Annotated in this window: 8 protein-coding genes; 1 reads left to right on the top strand and 7 read right to left on the bottom strand. The window is 61.9% G+C overall.

From position 1 onward, the window contains the following. Positions 1–57: 57 nt before the first annotated feature. The 7 genes from addA to ahcY all read right to left on the bottom strand — a co-directional run bounded on the left by addA (position 58) and on the right by ahcY (position 13,544). A complete protein-coding gene (gene addA / locus C6Y62_RS06345) occupies positions 58–3,648 on the bottom strand; it encodes a double-strand break repair helicase AddA (RefSeq protein ID WP_173953239.1) in 3,591 nt (1,196 codons plus the stop codon). Continuing rightward, positions 3,645–6,824, bottom strand: coding sequence for a double-strand break repair protein AddB (gene addB, locus C6Y62_RS06350; protein WP_173953240.1), 3,180 nt, complete (start codon positions 6,822–6,824; stop codon positions 3,645–3,647). Before addB ends, addA begins: the two co-directional genes overlap by 4 nt. Positions 6,825–6,828: 4 nt before the next feature. Continuing rightward, positions 6,829–7,599, bottom strand: coding sequence for a nucleotidyltransferase family protein (locus tag C6Y62_RS06355; protein WP_246274425.1), 771 nt, complete (start codon positions 7,597–7,599; stop codon positions 6,829–6,831). A 12-nt stretch (positions 7,600–7,611) separates the two neighbouring features. Then, a complete protein-coding gene (gene tsaE, locus C6Y62_RS06360; protein ID WP_173953241.1) occupies positions 7,612–9,231 on the bottom strand; it encodes a tRNA (adenosine(37)-N6)-threonylcarbamoyltransferase complex ATPase subunit type 1 TsaE in 1,620 nt (539 codons plus the stop codon). Positions 9,232–9,242: 11 nt separating this feature from the next. Beyond that, entirely contained in the window at positions 9,243–11,768 is a 2,526-nt protein-coding gene (locus C6Y62_RS06365; RefSeq protein WP_246274427.1) for a sensor histidine kinase, read from the bottom strand. 78 nt (positions 11,769–11,846) lie between these two features. Beyond that, the gene (locus C6Y62_RS06370; protein ID WP_173953243.1) at positions 11,847–12,065 is read right to left on the bottom strand and encodes a hypothetical protein; all 219 of its coding nucleotides are present in this window, start codon (positions 12,063–12,065) and stop codon (positions 11,847–11,849) included. 75 nt (positions 12,066–12,140) lie between these two features. Continuing rightward, complete coding sequence (ahcY, locus tag C6Y62_RS06375) at positions 12,141–13,544, bottom strand: adenosylhomocysteinase (RefSeq protein ID WP_173953244.1); 1,404 nt, start codon at positions 13,542–13,544, stop codon at positions 12,141–12,143. Positions 13,545–13,914: 370 nt separating this feature from the next. On the opposite strand from ahcY, the gene C6Y62_RS06380 reads away from it, so the two are divergent. Beyond that, on the top strand, positions 13,915–15,375 hold the full coding sequence (locus C6Y62_RS06380) for a pilus assembly protein TadG-related protein (protein ID WP_173953245.1): 1,461 nt from the start codon (positions 13,915–13,917) through the stop codon (positions 15,373–15,375). Positions 15,376–15,437 lie beyond the last annotated feature (62 nt).

Below are 15,437 nucleotides of genomic sequence, written 5' to 3' on the forward strand. Positions count from 1 at the left end.
TCCATTTGAAGCGCAGGAAGCACCGCACGGGCGGCTACGCCTCTTCGTGCGGGGAAGTTAGGAATGCGACCTCTGCCCGTCAAGGTTATCCAGGTCAATGTTCCAGAGGCGCCCGGTATAGTCGTCCAGGAGGGCGTCCGGCAACATCATCATGCGGGGGCCATCGGTCCACAGCAGGGCCGCGCGCACAACCCTGCCGGGATAGATCTCCTGCAATGCAAGCCGGTAGGCCGCAAGCTGGTAAAGATAGGCTGGCGCGACCGTCTCGATGGTGCGGGGCGGCGGGCGATTGGTCTTGTAATCGACGATCAGCACCTCCGAACCGGTGTCCACCAGCCGGTCGATCTGGCCCATCAGTTTCAGCGGAGCGCTGCGTCCGTTGGGGTGCGGAATCAGGGCCACGATGGGCACCTCGGCCCGGCTGCTGGGCCCGAACAGATCGGTGAACTGCGGTGCTGTGAGGATTGCCAGCGTCTCTTTGGCGATGCTTGCGCGCATGCCAGCGCTGAGCGCGTCGCCGCGCAGCTCCAGAAATGTGTGTGCCGCCTGCTGCCATCCCGCAACCGGTAATGTCGGGAGATGTTGCAGCAACGCATGGGTGAGCGTGCCGCGCAGGAACCGATGCTCGCTGGTTTGCAGACGTGGCGAAGGGGCGGCGGGTTCTTCCTCGGCCGCCCGGCGGTGCTCCGGCTGCACCGGCAACGCTTCGCCTTCCTCGTCGGGCGCATAGGCCTCAAGGCGGGACGGGGCGAGCGGAATGGAAAGCGCAGCTTCCTTGGGCGCAGCAACGGCGGCCCATTCAGGCAGCGCCGTAATGGTGGTCTGGCGCCTGTGTTCGGACTTCGGCTTGCCGGGCGCCGCCGACTGCGGAACGCTGTAACGGCGCGCCGTTGTTCCGTCCCCGGTGTCGACCTTTTCCATCAGGCCCTCAAGGCCTAGCTCGATCAGCTCATACCAGCTGCCGGCGGCCGGACCGTTCTTGCCTGCGAATCCGGCGACGTAGAGTCTGTCGCGGGCGCGGGTCATGGCGACGTAGAGCAGGCGATTGCGCTCTTCCAGTTCGCGCCGGGATTCTTCCGCCTTTGCCGCTTCGATCAGCGGATGTTTGCCAGTGCCTTTGACAACCCATACGAACGGCTTGTCCTTCGTGCCCTCTGGCAACGCGACGCCGTCCAGTGTCAGCAACTCGTCGCCCTTGCCGGAGTTGGAGCGCGTGCCGCAGGTGTCGGGCAGAAAGACAATTGGCGCTTCCAGGCCCTTGGCGCCGTGCACGGTCATGACGCGAACTTCATCGCGCCCCTGTTCCATGTCGCGCTTCACTTCGCTCTCTGCTTTGCGCAGGAAGGTCAGGAAGCCAGTGAGCGAAGGCGCTTCGGCATCGTCATATCGCAGTGCGAGGTTGAGAAACTCGTCGATCGGGTCGGCGGCCTCGCTGCCGAGACGCGCCAGCAGACGCGAACGGGCACCCTCGCGATCGAGGATCGACGCGAAGAATTCGAACGGCGGTACAAAGTCCGCGCGCGAGCGCCAGCGCTTGAGCGTTTCGAACGCGGTGCGGAAGCGTTCGTTGTCGCCTTTATGTGCGATCAGCCCTTTCCACAACGAGCCGTTGCGTCCATGCGCGATGGCCAGCAGGTCGTCGTCGTCGAGGCCGATCAACGGCGACTTCAGCACTTCAGCCAGTGCCAGATCGTCTTCGGGCAGGGTGAGGAAATCACCGAGCGAAACCAGATCCTGCACCGCGATCTGATCGGACAAGCGCAGGCGATCGGAACCGGCGACCGGAATGTTGCGCGCCTTGAGAGCGGCGACCATCGGATCGGCAAATGGCCTGCGTTTGCGCACCAGGATGATGATGTCGCCCGCGTGTATTGGACGCCCTTCAGAGGCGAGCATCTCGCCTTTGTCCAGCCACGAGCGAATGGTGTTGGCGACGCGGTCGGCAACACGCGCGATCGGCTTTTGCTCGTGTTCCTCTTCCAGCGGCGCCCAGCGGTCGGACTTGACCGCGTCCTCCGCCAGCTCCGGTGGCCAAAGCTCGACAACACCACCGTGCCCCATCCGGTGTACGGCGTGATGGATGCGGCTGCGATCAGCCGTGAGCCCCGGTGTACGCAAATGGTCGGAGAACACGCGGTCAACGGCTTCAAGTATCGGCGCAACGGTGCGGAACGACAGATCGAGCGGGATGCGACGCCACGCATCGGGGCCGCTCATTTCGGCGAAGCGCGCGCCCATGGCTGCGAACTGGCGCGGATCGGCACCCTGGAAGCTGTAGATCGATTGCTTCTCATCGCCGACGCCGAACAGCGTGCGGATGGTTTCCATCTGCCCTTCGCCGGTGAAGAATTCGCGCGCCAGCGATGCAACGATCTGCCATTGCTCCGGACTGGTGTCCTGCGCTTCATCGACGAGGATGTGATCGATGCCGCGATCCAGTTTGAACATCACCCACGATGCCAGATCCTGCCCGCTGAGCAGGTAAACGCTTTTGGTGATGAGATCGTCATAGTCCAGCGCCGCGCGCCGCATTTTCGCAACCGAGTATCGTTGCAGCACGACACTGGCGATACGGTGAAGCGCAATGGTCGCCTCGACTGCGCGGACCGCTCGGCTCTCGTTCTGAAGGTCGAGGCAGCGCGTCTGTGCATCGGTCGCCGTGTCCATCAGGCCGGTGGAAGCTTCGCTCACCCCTTTCGTCATCAGACGCTTGCGGGCGGCGCCCTCGCTGGTCAGCAAATACCCTTTCAATGCGGCCGCGCGTGCTGCTGCTGATCGTGCCGAGATCGCTTTGATGATGTGCGCGGCCAGATCCTGATCGGACTTTGATCCACCGGTCAGTGCATCGCGCAAGTGAGACAGTGTTGAGTCGTCGAACAGGTCGGCGATGTCGTCGTCGATTTGTTTTGCTGTTACGCCTTCGCGTACACTGAAGGCGCGGCGGAACGCACGGTCGAGGCCTTGGAACTCGTCGTCCGGACCAGCGCCGAAATCGATCCGCAGGGCGCTATCCAGCCATTGGCGCTGATGCAACGCGTTGGCCAGAACTTTGTCGAAGACGTCTTCCGATGCGAACGGGATGATGGCGGCAAGGGCCTGTGCCTGTGCACCGCTGTCGGCGCTGCCGGTTACATCGAACAGGGTTGCGTCGATTGCCTCGCGCAGCAGCTTGCGCGCCAGCGTGTCGTCGAGAACAGAGAACCCCGGCGTTACACCGGCTTCAAGCGGAAAGCGCTGCAACAGACGTTCGCAGAACGAATGGATCGTCTGCACCTTCAACCCGCCCGGCGTTTCAATGGCAACGGCGAACAGCGTGCGTGCGAACTGAACTTCGTCGAATGTCGGCGTCCGGTTGTTGAGCTCCTGCAATCTTGCTTGCAGCGCGTCGTCCGGCAGGCTCACCCAGCTCGCTAGCGTGTCGAACACACGCTTCGACATTTCGGCAGCAGCGGCTTTGGTGTAGGTGAGGCAGAGGATGCGCTCCGGCTTGGTGCCGGCCAGCATCAGGCGCAACACCCGTTGCGTCAGTACATGCGTCTTGCCGGTTCCGGCGTTGGCGCTGACCCAAACGGAGGCTGCAGGATCAGCAGCATCGCGCTGGGACTTTTTTGTGCGTTCGAGATCGTTGATGGGCGGATCAATGCTCATGATGCGGCCCCTTCATCTTCGCCGGGCATGGACCATTCGGCCACGCGCGCCAGATGCGCATAGTCGTCATAGAGGTAGGTGAAACCTGGCCGTCGCAGCGCGCGGTAAGGCGTCGCCGGATCATCGAACTGGCTGATGAGGGCGGTTACATTTGCGAGCACCGAGGCAACAACCTGATTGAGATCTGCCTCGCTCGGGTCAATGAACAGCTGCTCGCCCGGTGGCTCTGCGCCGGTCGCGCGTATGTATCGCAGACCGGCGACAGCGCCGTTGGGCACCTTGGCGAAACCGCTGGAGCTCTGTGCAATCGCTGCTTCCAGCGACAGCTGCGGACTGGTGCCATCGAGCACGGATTTCCTGGCCGGTATGCCGCCGGTCTTGTAGTCGACAATGACAATGCCGTTGCTGCGCACATCGATGCGATCGGCGCGCGCTGAAAGCGTGAACGGTCCGGCAGGTGCTTCGATGATCAGCCTGCCTGAAACCTCCGACACGATGCGCTCCATGCCTTCGCGCCATTGCGGCTCATGCTCGGCGAACCATTGCGCGAACCGCTCAAACCGCCCTTGCCAGAAGGCTTTTATCCTGGGGTTCTGCGCATAATTGGCCAGCGTATCCTGCGCCATGGCTGTCAGCTCGCCATGGATATTTTCGGGTAGCTGATCGGGAAACTTCGCCGCAAAGCGGTTCATGATTTCGTGCACGACGCTGCCGCGCAGTGCGTTGGTCGGGTCTGCGCCCAGCTCCGGCAACGACTCGAGATTGAGAATCTCGCTGGCGAAAATTGCATAGGGATTTGCAAGCCATTGATCGATGCGAGTCACGCTGATGCGGCGCGGACGCATGTCCACCGGTGGGCACGGCGCAGGCGCGTTAAGCCGGATGCGAGTGCCGATGTGGTCGCGCATACGCGCCCAACCGAGCCACGGCTTGTCTGAATTGAGCGCGTCGCTAACACCAAGCCCGGACAGCAGCGCCTGCATGCGCATCAGCCAGCGCGACGGCACCGTTGGTACGCCATCGATCTTTTCTGCACGCGTCAGGTAAACGCGCGGCGCACCGAGTTGCGATGTAAAATCGTGCGCAGCGTAGCCGATCTTTTCTTCCGGTGACGGCAGGCCAAGCTCGGCGCGCATCGGGCGATTGAGCCATGGTCCAGGGTCGGCTGCCTCCGGCCAGGTGCCGTCGTTCAGCGAGCCCAGAATAACGACATCCGGCTGTTGCAGACGTGCCTCGAACGGTCCCCAGATTGCAAGCCGAGGATGAACGGCAACGTGCTGGCGCACATTTTCAGCGCTGATGAGGCTGCGATAAAGGTCGGCGTAGTCATGGGCGCGCACCGACAGTTGCGGCGCCTCGGGCGCGATCAGCCCGGCAAAGAAGCTGGCGCCTGCGCGGCCCGCTTCCTCGCGCCAGAGCGGCGAGCTGCCATCGTCAGCATCCGCGTCTTCCGGCAGGCGGCATATCGCTTCGGCGGCAGCAATGTGTGCCTCGGCAAGCTGCGCCAGCGGTTGCTCGTCGCGATCGGCAAACGCTTCCGTCAGAGGCGCGTAGGCCTCACGCAGAAGATCGACCAGCGTGTGCGCGGCGGCCCAGTCTTCCTCCCACAGGCGCTTCACCGCCCGTTGGCGGCGGCGGCCTTCGTCGACATTCGCGCGCGCCATTTCCAGTGCATCGGCAATGCCGTCGATGCCGCTGCCGAGATACACATCTCGGAATGCGATAAGTTCCAATGCGCGTGCCGAGCGGCGAATGGTGAAAGCGTCGAGGCCAAGACGCGCCAGCGGATGCTTGAGCAGAGCCATTACAGCTGCGGGCGCAAAGTCCTCGGCGGCGGTGGCGACAACGAGATCAAGGAATGTTCCCGGCGGTGTTTTGGCAAACGGCCGGCCAGCGGAATCGTCAACACGGATGCCCCACGCTTCCAGCCGCACGGCAACGCGGCGGGCCAGCAGTCGATCCGGTGAGATCAACGCGGCGGTGCGGCCCGGTGTTTCAGCCGCTTCACGCAGAATAAGTGCGATGGTTTCGGCTTCGTCCTGCGCAGTGGGCGCCTCGATAAGCGACATGCCGTCGAGCGCGTTGCGCACGGCGTCGGGCATCGTCGATGCAACGTATCGGCGCCACTTCGCGGTCGTGCTGGAAGGACGCATCATCTCGGAAATCAGCGCATCGCGTTCGTGCAGGATCGGAAGCGTTTCCGTTCCGGGCAACATCTGCACGTCGGAGCGCTGCACGCCGAGAGCGGTGAGCAACTTATGGAAACCGAACTGAGGATGCTCCGGGTGGTGAGCAATCGCGTTCCAGCTTTCGGTATCGAGATAGAGATCAATGCCCGGCAGCACGATCGCGCCTTCCGGCAACTGCGCGACCGCACGCATCAGCTCCACCGTTGCAGGAACCGAGCCCGTTACGCCCGCAACAATCACTGGCCCTTTGGGCGGCAGCTTTGCGAGCTGTTCGGCCTGCAGAAGTATTGCCCGGTTGCGCCGCTCCGCTGGAGAGAGAAGCTGTTTCTCCTCAAGGTGCGCGGGCCAGAACGCTGTGATGATTTCGAGAAACTTCAGCGTATCTTGCCAGTGCGCGGCGTATTCATCCGGCACCAGCGTCGCGAGGCGATCGAGCGGAACGTTTTCCGTTTCGATCATGTCCATCAGGCGCGCAAGTTCAGCGGCGAGGTGGGCAGCCTGCGCGGGTGTATTGGCCCCTGCGGCGACGGCGTGATCGGAAAGATGCGCTGCATCCCCGCCCGCACTGCGAATGGCTTCGGACCAGCGCTGCACCAGCATGGTGAGCACCAGCCGTCGCTCGATCTCGCTTGCGGCGGGCGGCAGGTCGAGGGCGTCGGTGCCAAGCGTTCCGGGGCCCGCAAGTCCGGCCAGCAGCGTGGCATCTTCCTCGCTGGCGGAAATGGGCCGTATCTGCGGTAGTGTCAGCGCGCGCCCACCGGCCGCCGACAAGAATGCCTCCTGCATGCTGCGCGTTGCGCGTCGGGTCGGCAGCAGCAATGTGATATCAGGCAATTCAAGCGGCGTTGGTGGTTTGCCGGTTGCGCCGGCCAGATCGCCGCTCAGGATGGCGTGCGCAACCGAATAGAGAAACGGCCTGCCGCTGGGGACGGTGAACACGCGCGCACCGGCAACCGGTGTGTCCGATGTCCCGAAAACCCCTTCCATATCGTCAGGCTGCGTCCCCACTGTCGATCAACCTTTCCGCATCGCCCAGAGCTTCCGGCGTGCCAACGTGCATCCATGTTCCGTCGAGGCGGATACCATAGAGTCTGCCATTGTCGATGGCGCGATCCCATAGTTTGTTGAGCGAGAACGGCCCCGTAGGCGCGCCTTCGAACAAACGCGGATGCGCGATGGATACGCCGGCAAATACGAACGGCGCCATCCGCCCTTCAGCGCGGCGGTGAAGGCGGCCGTCGTTGTCCATCACGAAGTCGCCGGAACCATCGTAGCCCAGACTGGTCGCGGTTGAGGCGAGCAGCATTGCGCTGTCCATGATGTCCGGGTTCCAGAACGAAAACAGACGCTCCAGATTCGGAGTTACGCTTTCGAGCCACACCGAGTCAGAGTTTTGAATGAGGAATGGTTCCGGGCCGAGCAACGGCAACGCCTTGACGACGCCGCCGCCGGTGTCGAGCAACTCCGCGCGCTCATCCGATATGGTGATCTGCGGGTGCGTCCGCGTTTTTACATGCGCTTCAAGTACGTCGGCGCAGTAGTGCACATTCACGACAGCACGTGGCACGCGGGCCGCCGCAATGCGATCAAGCACATGATCGATCAGCGGACGCCCTTTCAGCGGCACCATGGGCTTGGGAATATCGCGCGTCAGAGGCAGCATGCGCTTGCCGAAACCACCGGCGAGAACCATCGCAGCCTCAGGGCGCCACGTGGCTTCCGAAGTGTCCGCCATGGGATCGTTGTCATTCTGCGCGGTCATGAAATGCCTCTGTCAGCCGGGGATGGCGCCGCGCAATTCAGCTGGAAAATGCGCATCGTACCAGTGTCGCAACGGTTCAAGCGCCGGATGGGCAAGGTCGCGTTCCAGATACTGCCATAGCCGCGGAATGTGACGCAGGTAGCCCGGCTTGTTATCGCGCTTGGCGAGGCGGGCGAAGATGCCGACGATCTTGGTGTTGCGCTGGGCGCCGAGCGCTGCATAGGAAAACGCGAAACGCTCGCGGTCGAAGCCCTCGCGGCCCGCCGACGCGTTGCAATAATAGTCAAGCAGTTCGGTCTCAAGCTCGGCTGGCACATCAACGCGCGCGTCCTGCAGAAGTGAGACGAGATCATAGGCCGCCGGCCCGCACATGGCATCCTGAAAGTCAATTAGTCCGACACGTGCAACGCCTTCGCGCTCCGGCAGCCACAGCAGGTTGGGCGAGTGATAGTCACGCAACACCCAGGCGGGCGGCATTTTCTCAAGCTCGGCAATCACATCGCGCCACAGCGCAACAAATTGCGCGCGTGCGGCATCGTCGATAGGTGCACCCTTCACCGCCGGCCAAAACCAATCGGTGATCAGCTCGGTTTCGATGGCCATAGCAGTACCATCGTAGCGGGGTAGTTCGTGTTCGCCATCGCCTGCAACCGGTAACGTACGTGGTGGCGGTGCGGCGTGCAGTGCAAGCAGCACATCGGTTGCGGCGCGCCACAGCGTGGCCTGGTCAGCAGTGCCTGCCAGCACTTCCGCGCCGAACACGCGATCGCCGAGATCGTCGATGATGAGAAACCCGTTTGCCAAATCCTGCGCCCTGATGCGCGGAACCGTTGCGCCAACTGCGCGCAACGCATCGGCCACCGCAACGAATGGCCGGACGTCCTCGGCGAGATGCGCGATGCGGCTATAGGGCAATCCGTTGCGAATGACCGGGCCATCGGGCTGGCGCGGCGCATCCATCAGGATCGCCTCGCACTGCGTGCCTGCATAAATGCGGCCGTATCGGCGCGCCGAAGCATCGCCTTGCAGGTAGCGGATCTGGCGCGGGTTGGCGGCATCGCTTTCGCCACCGTTGCCGTAGACGAGCGTGCGCATGGCGATGAAGCGGTGCAGCCGCGATGCCCATGCGCCGAAGCCGGTCAGCGTGACACGGCGGCTTGCGTTTTCGTATTCGCCGTTGACGTCATCGTCTGCGGTGTCATCGCGTCCGGTATCGGTGCCTTCATCCGGATCGTCGATGCGCACTTCCAGCCGGTCGTGCGGCAGGAAACTATCAGCGCGCTCTGGCCATTCCACCAGCGCAATGCCTTCCGTCAGCGCCAGATCCAGACCCAGCTCGTCCAGTTCTTCCGGCGCGCCAAGGCGATAAAGGTCGAAATGCGCAACGCCCATGCGCGGCGTCGTATAGGTCTGCACCAGCGTGAAGGTGGGGCTCGGAATTTCTTCCTGCGCACCGTCCATCAGCGTGTGGATGATGGAACGCGCGAGTGTGGTCTTGCCCGCACCCAATTCGCCGCTGAGCGTCAGCAGATCGCCGATGCGGGCGACAAACGCGAGATCCGCGCCGAGGTTGGCAAGCTGGGCCTCGTTGAGGCAGGGAAACACATGGGTGAAAACGTCGGGCGCCGGCATACGGGCTCACATCAGGCTGATTTACTACCGGCCGATAACTGAGCCGCAGGGCCTTCATAAGGCAAGGCCGGATCTGCTTTATCAGGGCGTCCGTTGGCCGGAAGGCGCACAGTGACGCGTGTGCCCAGGTCAGGTTCCGATTCCAGCGTAACGGTGCCGCCGTGCAACTCGACGAGGCTCTTGACGATTGAAAGCCCCAGGCCGGCGCCCCGGTGGCCGGCGCTGTGATTGCCGCTCTCGAAGCGATCGAACACCCGCCACAGGTCTTCCTTGGCGATGCCAACGCCCTCATCGGCCACGGTGAACACAACCATCTCGCCGTCGCGACGGCAGTTGATCTCGATGGTGTCGCCGGGCTTGGAGAAGCTGACCGCATTGGACAGCAGATTGAACAATATCTGCCGCACCCGTGCTTCGTCGCCAATGAATGAGCGCGCGTCGTCGGCAACGCCGATGCTCAGCGACAGTCGGGAATGGGAGGCAGCTTCGCGCACGCCGACAATGGCGGCATCGATAACCGTCGAAACGTCAATCGGCGCCTGCTTCAGATCCATCGAGCCCGCGTCAATCGAAGCCAGCGTCAGGATGTCGTCGATAGTGGTGAGCAGTTCCGTCGACGAATTGGAGATGTCGGCGAGATACTCTTCCTGCTTGTCATTAAGCGGCCCGATGATCGGATTGCTCAGCATCTCGCTGAAGCCGATGATGGATGTCAGCGGTGTGCGCAGCTTGTAGGAAACGTGGCTGATAAAGGCGTTCTTGATGCGGTCGGCGGCAACGAGCGCGGCGTTGCGCTCTTCCAGCATGCGCTCATACCGCTTGGCGTTGGTCACATCGCTGAACGTTAGCAGCGTTGCGCCATCGGGCAGCGGCATGGCGGCATAGTCGATGAGCGTTTCGTTGGAGCGCATCATCTGGCCGGTGAACTCTTCGCGGTGCTCGGAGATCGATGTGACCGAATGATTTAGCCGGTTCCAGATTGTCGGATCGTCATACAGCGGCCGCGACTGTTCGATGAAGGCATCGATGTGAGGATGCTCCGCCAATGCCCGCTTCGGCAGATCCCAGATTTCTGCCAGCGCTGCGTTGAAAAGCTTCAGGCGACCATCGGTGCCGAAAACCGCAACGCCTTCCTTCAGCGTGTCGAGTGTCTCGCGCTGCACATTGACGAGCGCATTGATCTCGCGCTCCAGCGCCAGTCTGTCGGTATCGTCGATGAACAGATAGGTGATGCCACCGTCGGAGTTCTTTTCCGGGCGGACCTGCAGCGTGCGTCCGTCCGGCAGCGACCAGGTATCGTCGCTGACTGAAGGGCTGGCGTAAGCGTCGAGAATGTTTTCCTTCCACTCGGCATAGTTCACGACCTGCGGCAGACGGCCAAGCTCGCGGAGTCGATCGAGGATGGCGCCAGCGGAGGGACGAGATTTCAGCCAGGCTTCATCAAGACGCCACAGCTTGCGGAATGCTTCGTTGAAGAACACGAGCTGCTGGCGATCGTTGAAGACAGCCACAGCGGTTGCAACGCGATTGAGCGTGCTGTCGTAGAACTGCGGCCGCTCACCTTCGCCCTGCGGTTTTTCCAGCGACGGCACTTCAACGGCCACCGCCGCCGTTGCTTCATCGAATGGCAGCATCGTCACATCGAACAGCCGCCGATCGCGGCCAACAATCAGATGCAGGCGGTCGCGGTATCCTTCGCCGCGAGCCAGCACGCGGGCGGCATTGCGGCGTTGGCGCTGCTCCAGCAACTCGATCTGACGCTCATGCACTTCTGAGCGGCCGCGCGCCTCAACGGCGCGAACGTATGCGTTGTTCACCCAGGTGATACGGCCGTCCTTGGCACGCAGCCACACGGGTATGGGCAGAGCATCAAGCAACGCACGGCTGGCGCGGACTTCGCGGGCCAGCCGTTGATGCTGAGCCATGACTCGCGCAACTTCATCGCGATGGCCGGCAACATCGCGGAAGCGCAGTATCGCGCGGCCGCCCGAGGTACGGCCCTCAGCTTCGAGGTGGCCGTCGGCTGTCGTGCGGACAATCAGGTTGAACGGGTGGCCGGAAGCGAACAGGGCATCGATGGCGGGTTTCAATACGGCCGCGGAAGCCGGTTCCAGCCAGTTGCCGAAGCGCAGGAATTTTTCAGGCGAGTCCGGCAGGCCGGGGATGCCATGCAACGTATAGGCAGCGACAGCCAGAGGCTTGTCCTGCTCCCAATAGAGCAACACCTGCGGCTCGGAACGGATGACAGAGTCCGCTGCAGTGAGAGAGCGCTTCAGCGCGGTTATTTCCGCACGAGATTGGCTCTCCTTGCTGCGCAGACGATCAAACGCCATCCAGCCGATCCCGCCCGCAATGATCAGGGCGGCTGCGGTTGCGCCGAGCAGAATGCCGGCCTGGGCGCCCAGCAATGGCAGATTGAATCCGGCGCCGGATGTGACGCTGGCGGCGAGCAGCAGCACGCATGCAAAGCTCGCCGTTGCTAATGCGGCCAGCCCATACGGCTTTCTTGCAAGTCGGGTCAGGGTCGCAAACTGCATCGGGATCCGGGACAGGAAAGGGGGCACCCGAGGCCAAAGACGCAACGAACAACGGACAAAGGCCCGGCGCCATCGCCCTCAGGGGCGAATCACATCCGAGTATGCGGCAGGCAGGACCGCCGTGGCCAGCCGTGCAGCCGTCGCAGAAGCAAGGGCGGGAGCTTTTGGCAGCGAGGTGCTGCCGACAAGACGCACGCGCACGGTGGTGATGGCTGAATCCAGACCATGATCGCCGCGTGCCGTATCAGCGCGCGGCGTGATCATCGGTTCCAGGGAGACCATGATCGCTGCGGGCATTCTCAACCCGCAGCGATCAGTCGTTGGCTCCGGCAAGCGGCAGCAGCCGCGTTGCGGTTCGCAAGAGGGCAGGACTTAGTAACGGTAATGGTCGGCCTTGAACGGGCCTTCCTGGGTGACGCCGATGTAAGCCGCCTGTTCCGGGCTCAGCTTGGTCAGCTCAACGCCGATCTTCTCAAGGTGCAGACGGGCAACCTTTTCATCGAGATGCTTGGGCAACGTATAGACTTCGTTCTTGTACTTGCCCGAGGCGGCCCACAGCTCCATCTGCGCCAGCGTCTGGTTGGTGAACGACGCCGACATCACGAATGAGGGGTGCCCCATTGCGTTGCCAAGGTTCACCAGACGGCCTTCGGACAGCAGAATGATGCGGTGACCATCGGGGAACTCGATCTCGTCGACCTGCGGCTTGATGTTGTTCCACTTCAGGTTCTTCAGGCCCGCAACTTCGATCTCGTTGTCGAAGTGGCCGATGTTGCACACGATGGCGCGATCCTTCATGCCGCGCATGTGCTCGGACGTGATGACGTCCTTGTTGCCGGTGGCGGTCACGAAGATGTCGGCGCGGGGAACAGCGTTCTCCATCGTCACGACCTCATAACCTTCCATCGCCGCCTGCAGCGCGCAGATCGGATCGATTTCGGAAACAAGCACGCGGCAGCCTGCGTTGCGCAGCGATGCGGCCGAACCCTTGCCCACGTCGCCAAAGCCAGCGACCATGGCAACCTTGCCAGCCATCATCACGTCGGTGCCGCGGCGGATGCCGTCGACCAGCGATTCGCGGCAGCCATAGAGGTTGTCGAATTTCGACTTGGTGACGCTGTCATTGACGTTGATGGCCGGGAACAGCAGCTCACCGCGCTTCTGCATGTCGTAAAGACGATGCACGCCGGTGGTGGTTTCTTCCGAGACGCCCTTGATGTTCTTGGCCAGCTCGGCAAACCAACCGGGCTTTTCGTTCAGCGTCTTCTTGATCAGGTTGAACAGCACCGTTTCTTCTTCAGAGCCGGGCTTGTCGAGGAATGCCGTGTCGCCCTTTTCGGCACGCAGGCCGAGGTGGACCAGCATGGTGGCGTCGCCGCCATCGTCGAGAATCAGGTTCGGCGTGCCGCCATCGCCCCACTCAAGCAGCCGGCGCGTGAAGTCCCAGTATTCCTGCAGGGTTTCGCCCTTGTAAGCGAACACCGGGATGCCGGCAGCGGCGATCGCGGCGGCGGCATGGTCCTGGGTTGAATAGATGTTGCAGGAGACCCAACGCACATCGGCGCCAAGGGCGACCAGCGTCTCGATGAGCACAGCGGTCTGGATGGTCATGTGCAGCGAGCCGGCGATGCGCGCGCCCTTGAGCGGCTGAGAAGCGCCGAATTCTTCGCGGGTGGCCATCAAGCCGGGCATCTCGGTTTCGGCGATGGCGATTTCCTTGCGACCCCAATCGGCGAGGCTGATGTCTTTGACGACGTAGTCGACGGGCTTACCCATGCGCGTGTGCTCCTTGACTGACGACCCGAGAGGCCGGTGGACGGCGGCTTTGGCCACCTTTAGCGGCTCTTCTAGCGAGACACGTCCCGCACCGCAACAAGATATAAACAAGTCCTTATATGTGTTCCAGGGATGCCGGGCTCGAGTCTGCGGGGCGTGCTGGCCGGGGCGGTAGCCATAAGCACATGCATCTCGAGCTGATTTTTCGGGAAATAACGATTTATTAATCTAAATAAATTGCGAAGCTAATGGCCGGAATAATAAATTATTATGCATCAGAAGCGGGCGTTTGATCTTTTAATAACATTCAATCTTTGAACGATGCATATTCCTGCGAACAACAACTGATATTTGCAGGGTGAGGGCGTCGATGAACCGTTTCTGGGTGCGCCGGGCAGGTCATTTTGGTCAGGGATTGCGCCGTTTCAGACGCGACGATCGCGGCGGCGTAGCCATTGTATTCGGGCTTTCAATTCTTGTGGTCATGCTGGCCGCGGGTGCCGCCATCGATTTCAGCCGTTGGCTCCACGCGCGTGACAAGACGCTCGATGCAATTGACGCCGCAGTCCTGGCTGGCGGACGCGTGCTGCAGACCGGTGGAACTGAGACCGCGGCGCTCGAAGCTGCCAAAGGCTACTACGACGAGAACGTGAAGAGCCGGCTGGATGTAGTGTCGGATTCGGTGAGCTTCACGGTGCGCGATGACAAGAAGGGCATCAGCGCTTCAGGAACCGCCGAGATCGCGACACCTTTGCTGGCGCTCACGAAGCTCATGGGCGGAGAGGGCATATCCAAGCTGGCGTTGATCAGCGCCGCTGAAGCAAAGTTTGCGCAGTCGCAAATTCAGGTTGGCGGCAATGGCGGCCAAAGTGTTGAGGTGTCGCTCATTCTCGATATTACCGGCTCGATGTCGGGTTCGAAGATCCGTGATTTGAAGGATGCGGCGAAGGATCTCATTAACACGGTGATCTGGGACGATCAGAGCGAGTACTATTCCAAGGTGGCGCTGGTGCCATACGCCGCCGCGGTCAACGTGGGATCGAGCTTGGCGACGACCGCACGCGGATCAATCAAGTCTGGTACGTCGACGACACCGGGATCGCAAAAATTCACTTTCACCAACGCTGCATCACGGTCGAGCCAGAAGACGTTTTCCGTCAGCAATTGCGCAACAGAGCGTATCGGCTCGGAAAAGTTTACCGACAAGGGCCCGTCGACGGCGAAGGTCGGTCTCAACTATCCGGCGTCGAGCAATCCATGCCCCACAGCCCAACTCGTTCCGCTCACGAAGAACAAGACCGTCCTTAATGCTGCGATCGACGCCTATCAGGCCGCAGGTTCTACTGCAGGCCACATCGGCGTCGCCTGGGGGTGGTATACGCTGTCGCCGAACTGGAACACCGTGTTTACCGGCGAAAGCGCACCTGCCTCCTACAGCAAGCTGACCGAGAAGGGACGAAAGGGGCAGCCGTTGCTGCGCAAGATTGCAGTGCTGATGACCGACGGTGAATTCAACACCGCCTACTGTAATGGCGTGATCGCCAAGGACTCCGGTGATGGCAGCGGCAGCGATGCCGATCACATCAATTGCAATGCCAGCAACGGTGATTCAACCAGTCAGGCACTGAAGCTCTGCACGGCGATGAAAGCGACCGGCATTGAAGTTTACACCATCGGATTTGCGGTGGGTAACATACAGGCGGCGAAGAAGCTAATGAACGACTGCGCCACGGACCCGAACAAGGTCTACATCGCTGACAACGGTGACCAGCTCAAGCAGGCGTTCCGCGATATCGCGCTGAAAATGTCGTCGCTTTATCTGTCGCGATAAGCCGGAATAAAAAATCTGGTAGATTTTGAAGGGAGCGCGCAGCGGTGTGCTCCTTTTTTCTA

It is taken from the genome of Hyphomicrobium sulfonivorans, from assembly GCF_013306565.1.
In the GTDB taxonomy this organism is placed as follows: Bacteria; Pseudomonadota; Alphaproteobacteria; order Rhizobiales; family Hyphomicrobiaceae; genus Hyphomicrobium_A; species Hyphomicrobium_A sulfonivorans.

Coding starts and splice junctions, on each gene's coding strand:
- addA (WP_173953239.1), bottom strand. CDS start 3,648: ATGAGCATTGATCCGCCCATCAACGATCTCGAACGCACAAAAAAGTCC.
- addB (WP_173953240.1), bottom strand. CDS start 6,824: ATGGAAGGGGTTTTCGGGACATCGGACACACCGGTTGCCGGTGCGCGC.
- C6Y62_RS06355 (WP_246274425.1), bottom strand. CDS start 7,599: ATGACCGCGCAGAATGACAACGATCCCATGGCGGACACTTCGGAAGCC.
- tsaE (WP_173953241.1), bottom strand. CDS start 9,231: ATGCCGGCGCCCGACGTTTTCACCCATGTGTTTCCCTGCCTCAACGAG.
- C6Y62_RS06365 (WP_246274427.1), bottom strand. CDS start 11,768: ATGCAGTTTGCGACCCTGACCCGACTTGCAAGAAAGCCGTATGGGCTG.
- C6Y62_RS06370 (WP_173953243.1), bottom strand. CDS start 12,065: ATGCCCGCAGCGATCATGGTCTCCCTGGAACCGATGATCACGCCGCGC.
- ahcY (WP_173953244.1), bottom strand. CDS start 13,544: ATGGGTAAGCCCGTCGACTACGTCGTCAAAGACATCAGCCTCGCCGAT.
- C6Y62_RS06380 (WP_173953245.1), top strand. CDS start 13,915: ATGAACCGTTTCTGGGTGCGCCGGGCAGGTCATTTTGGTCAGGGATTG.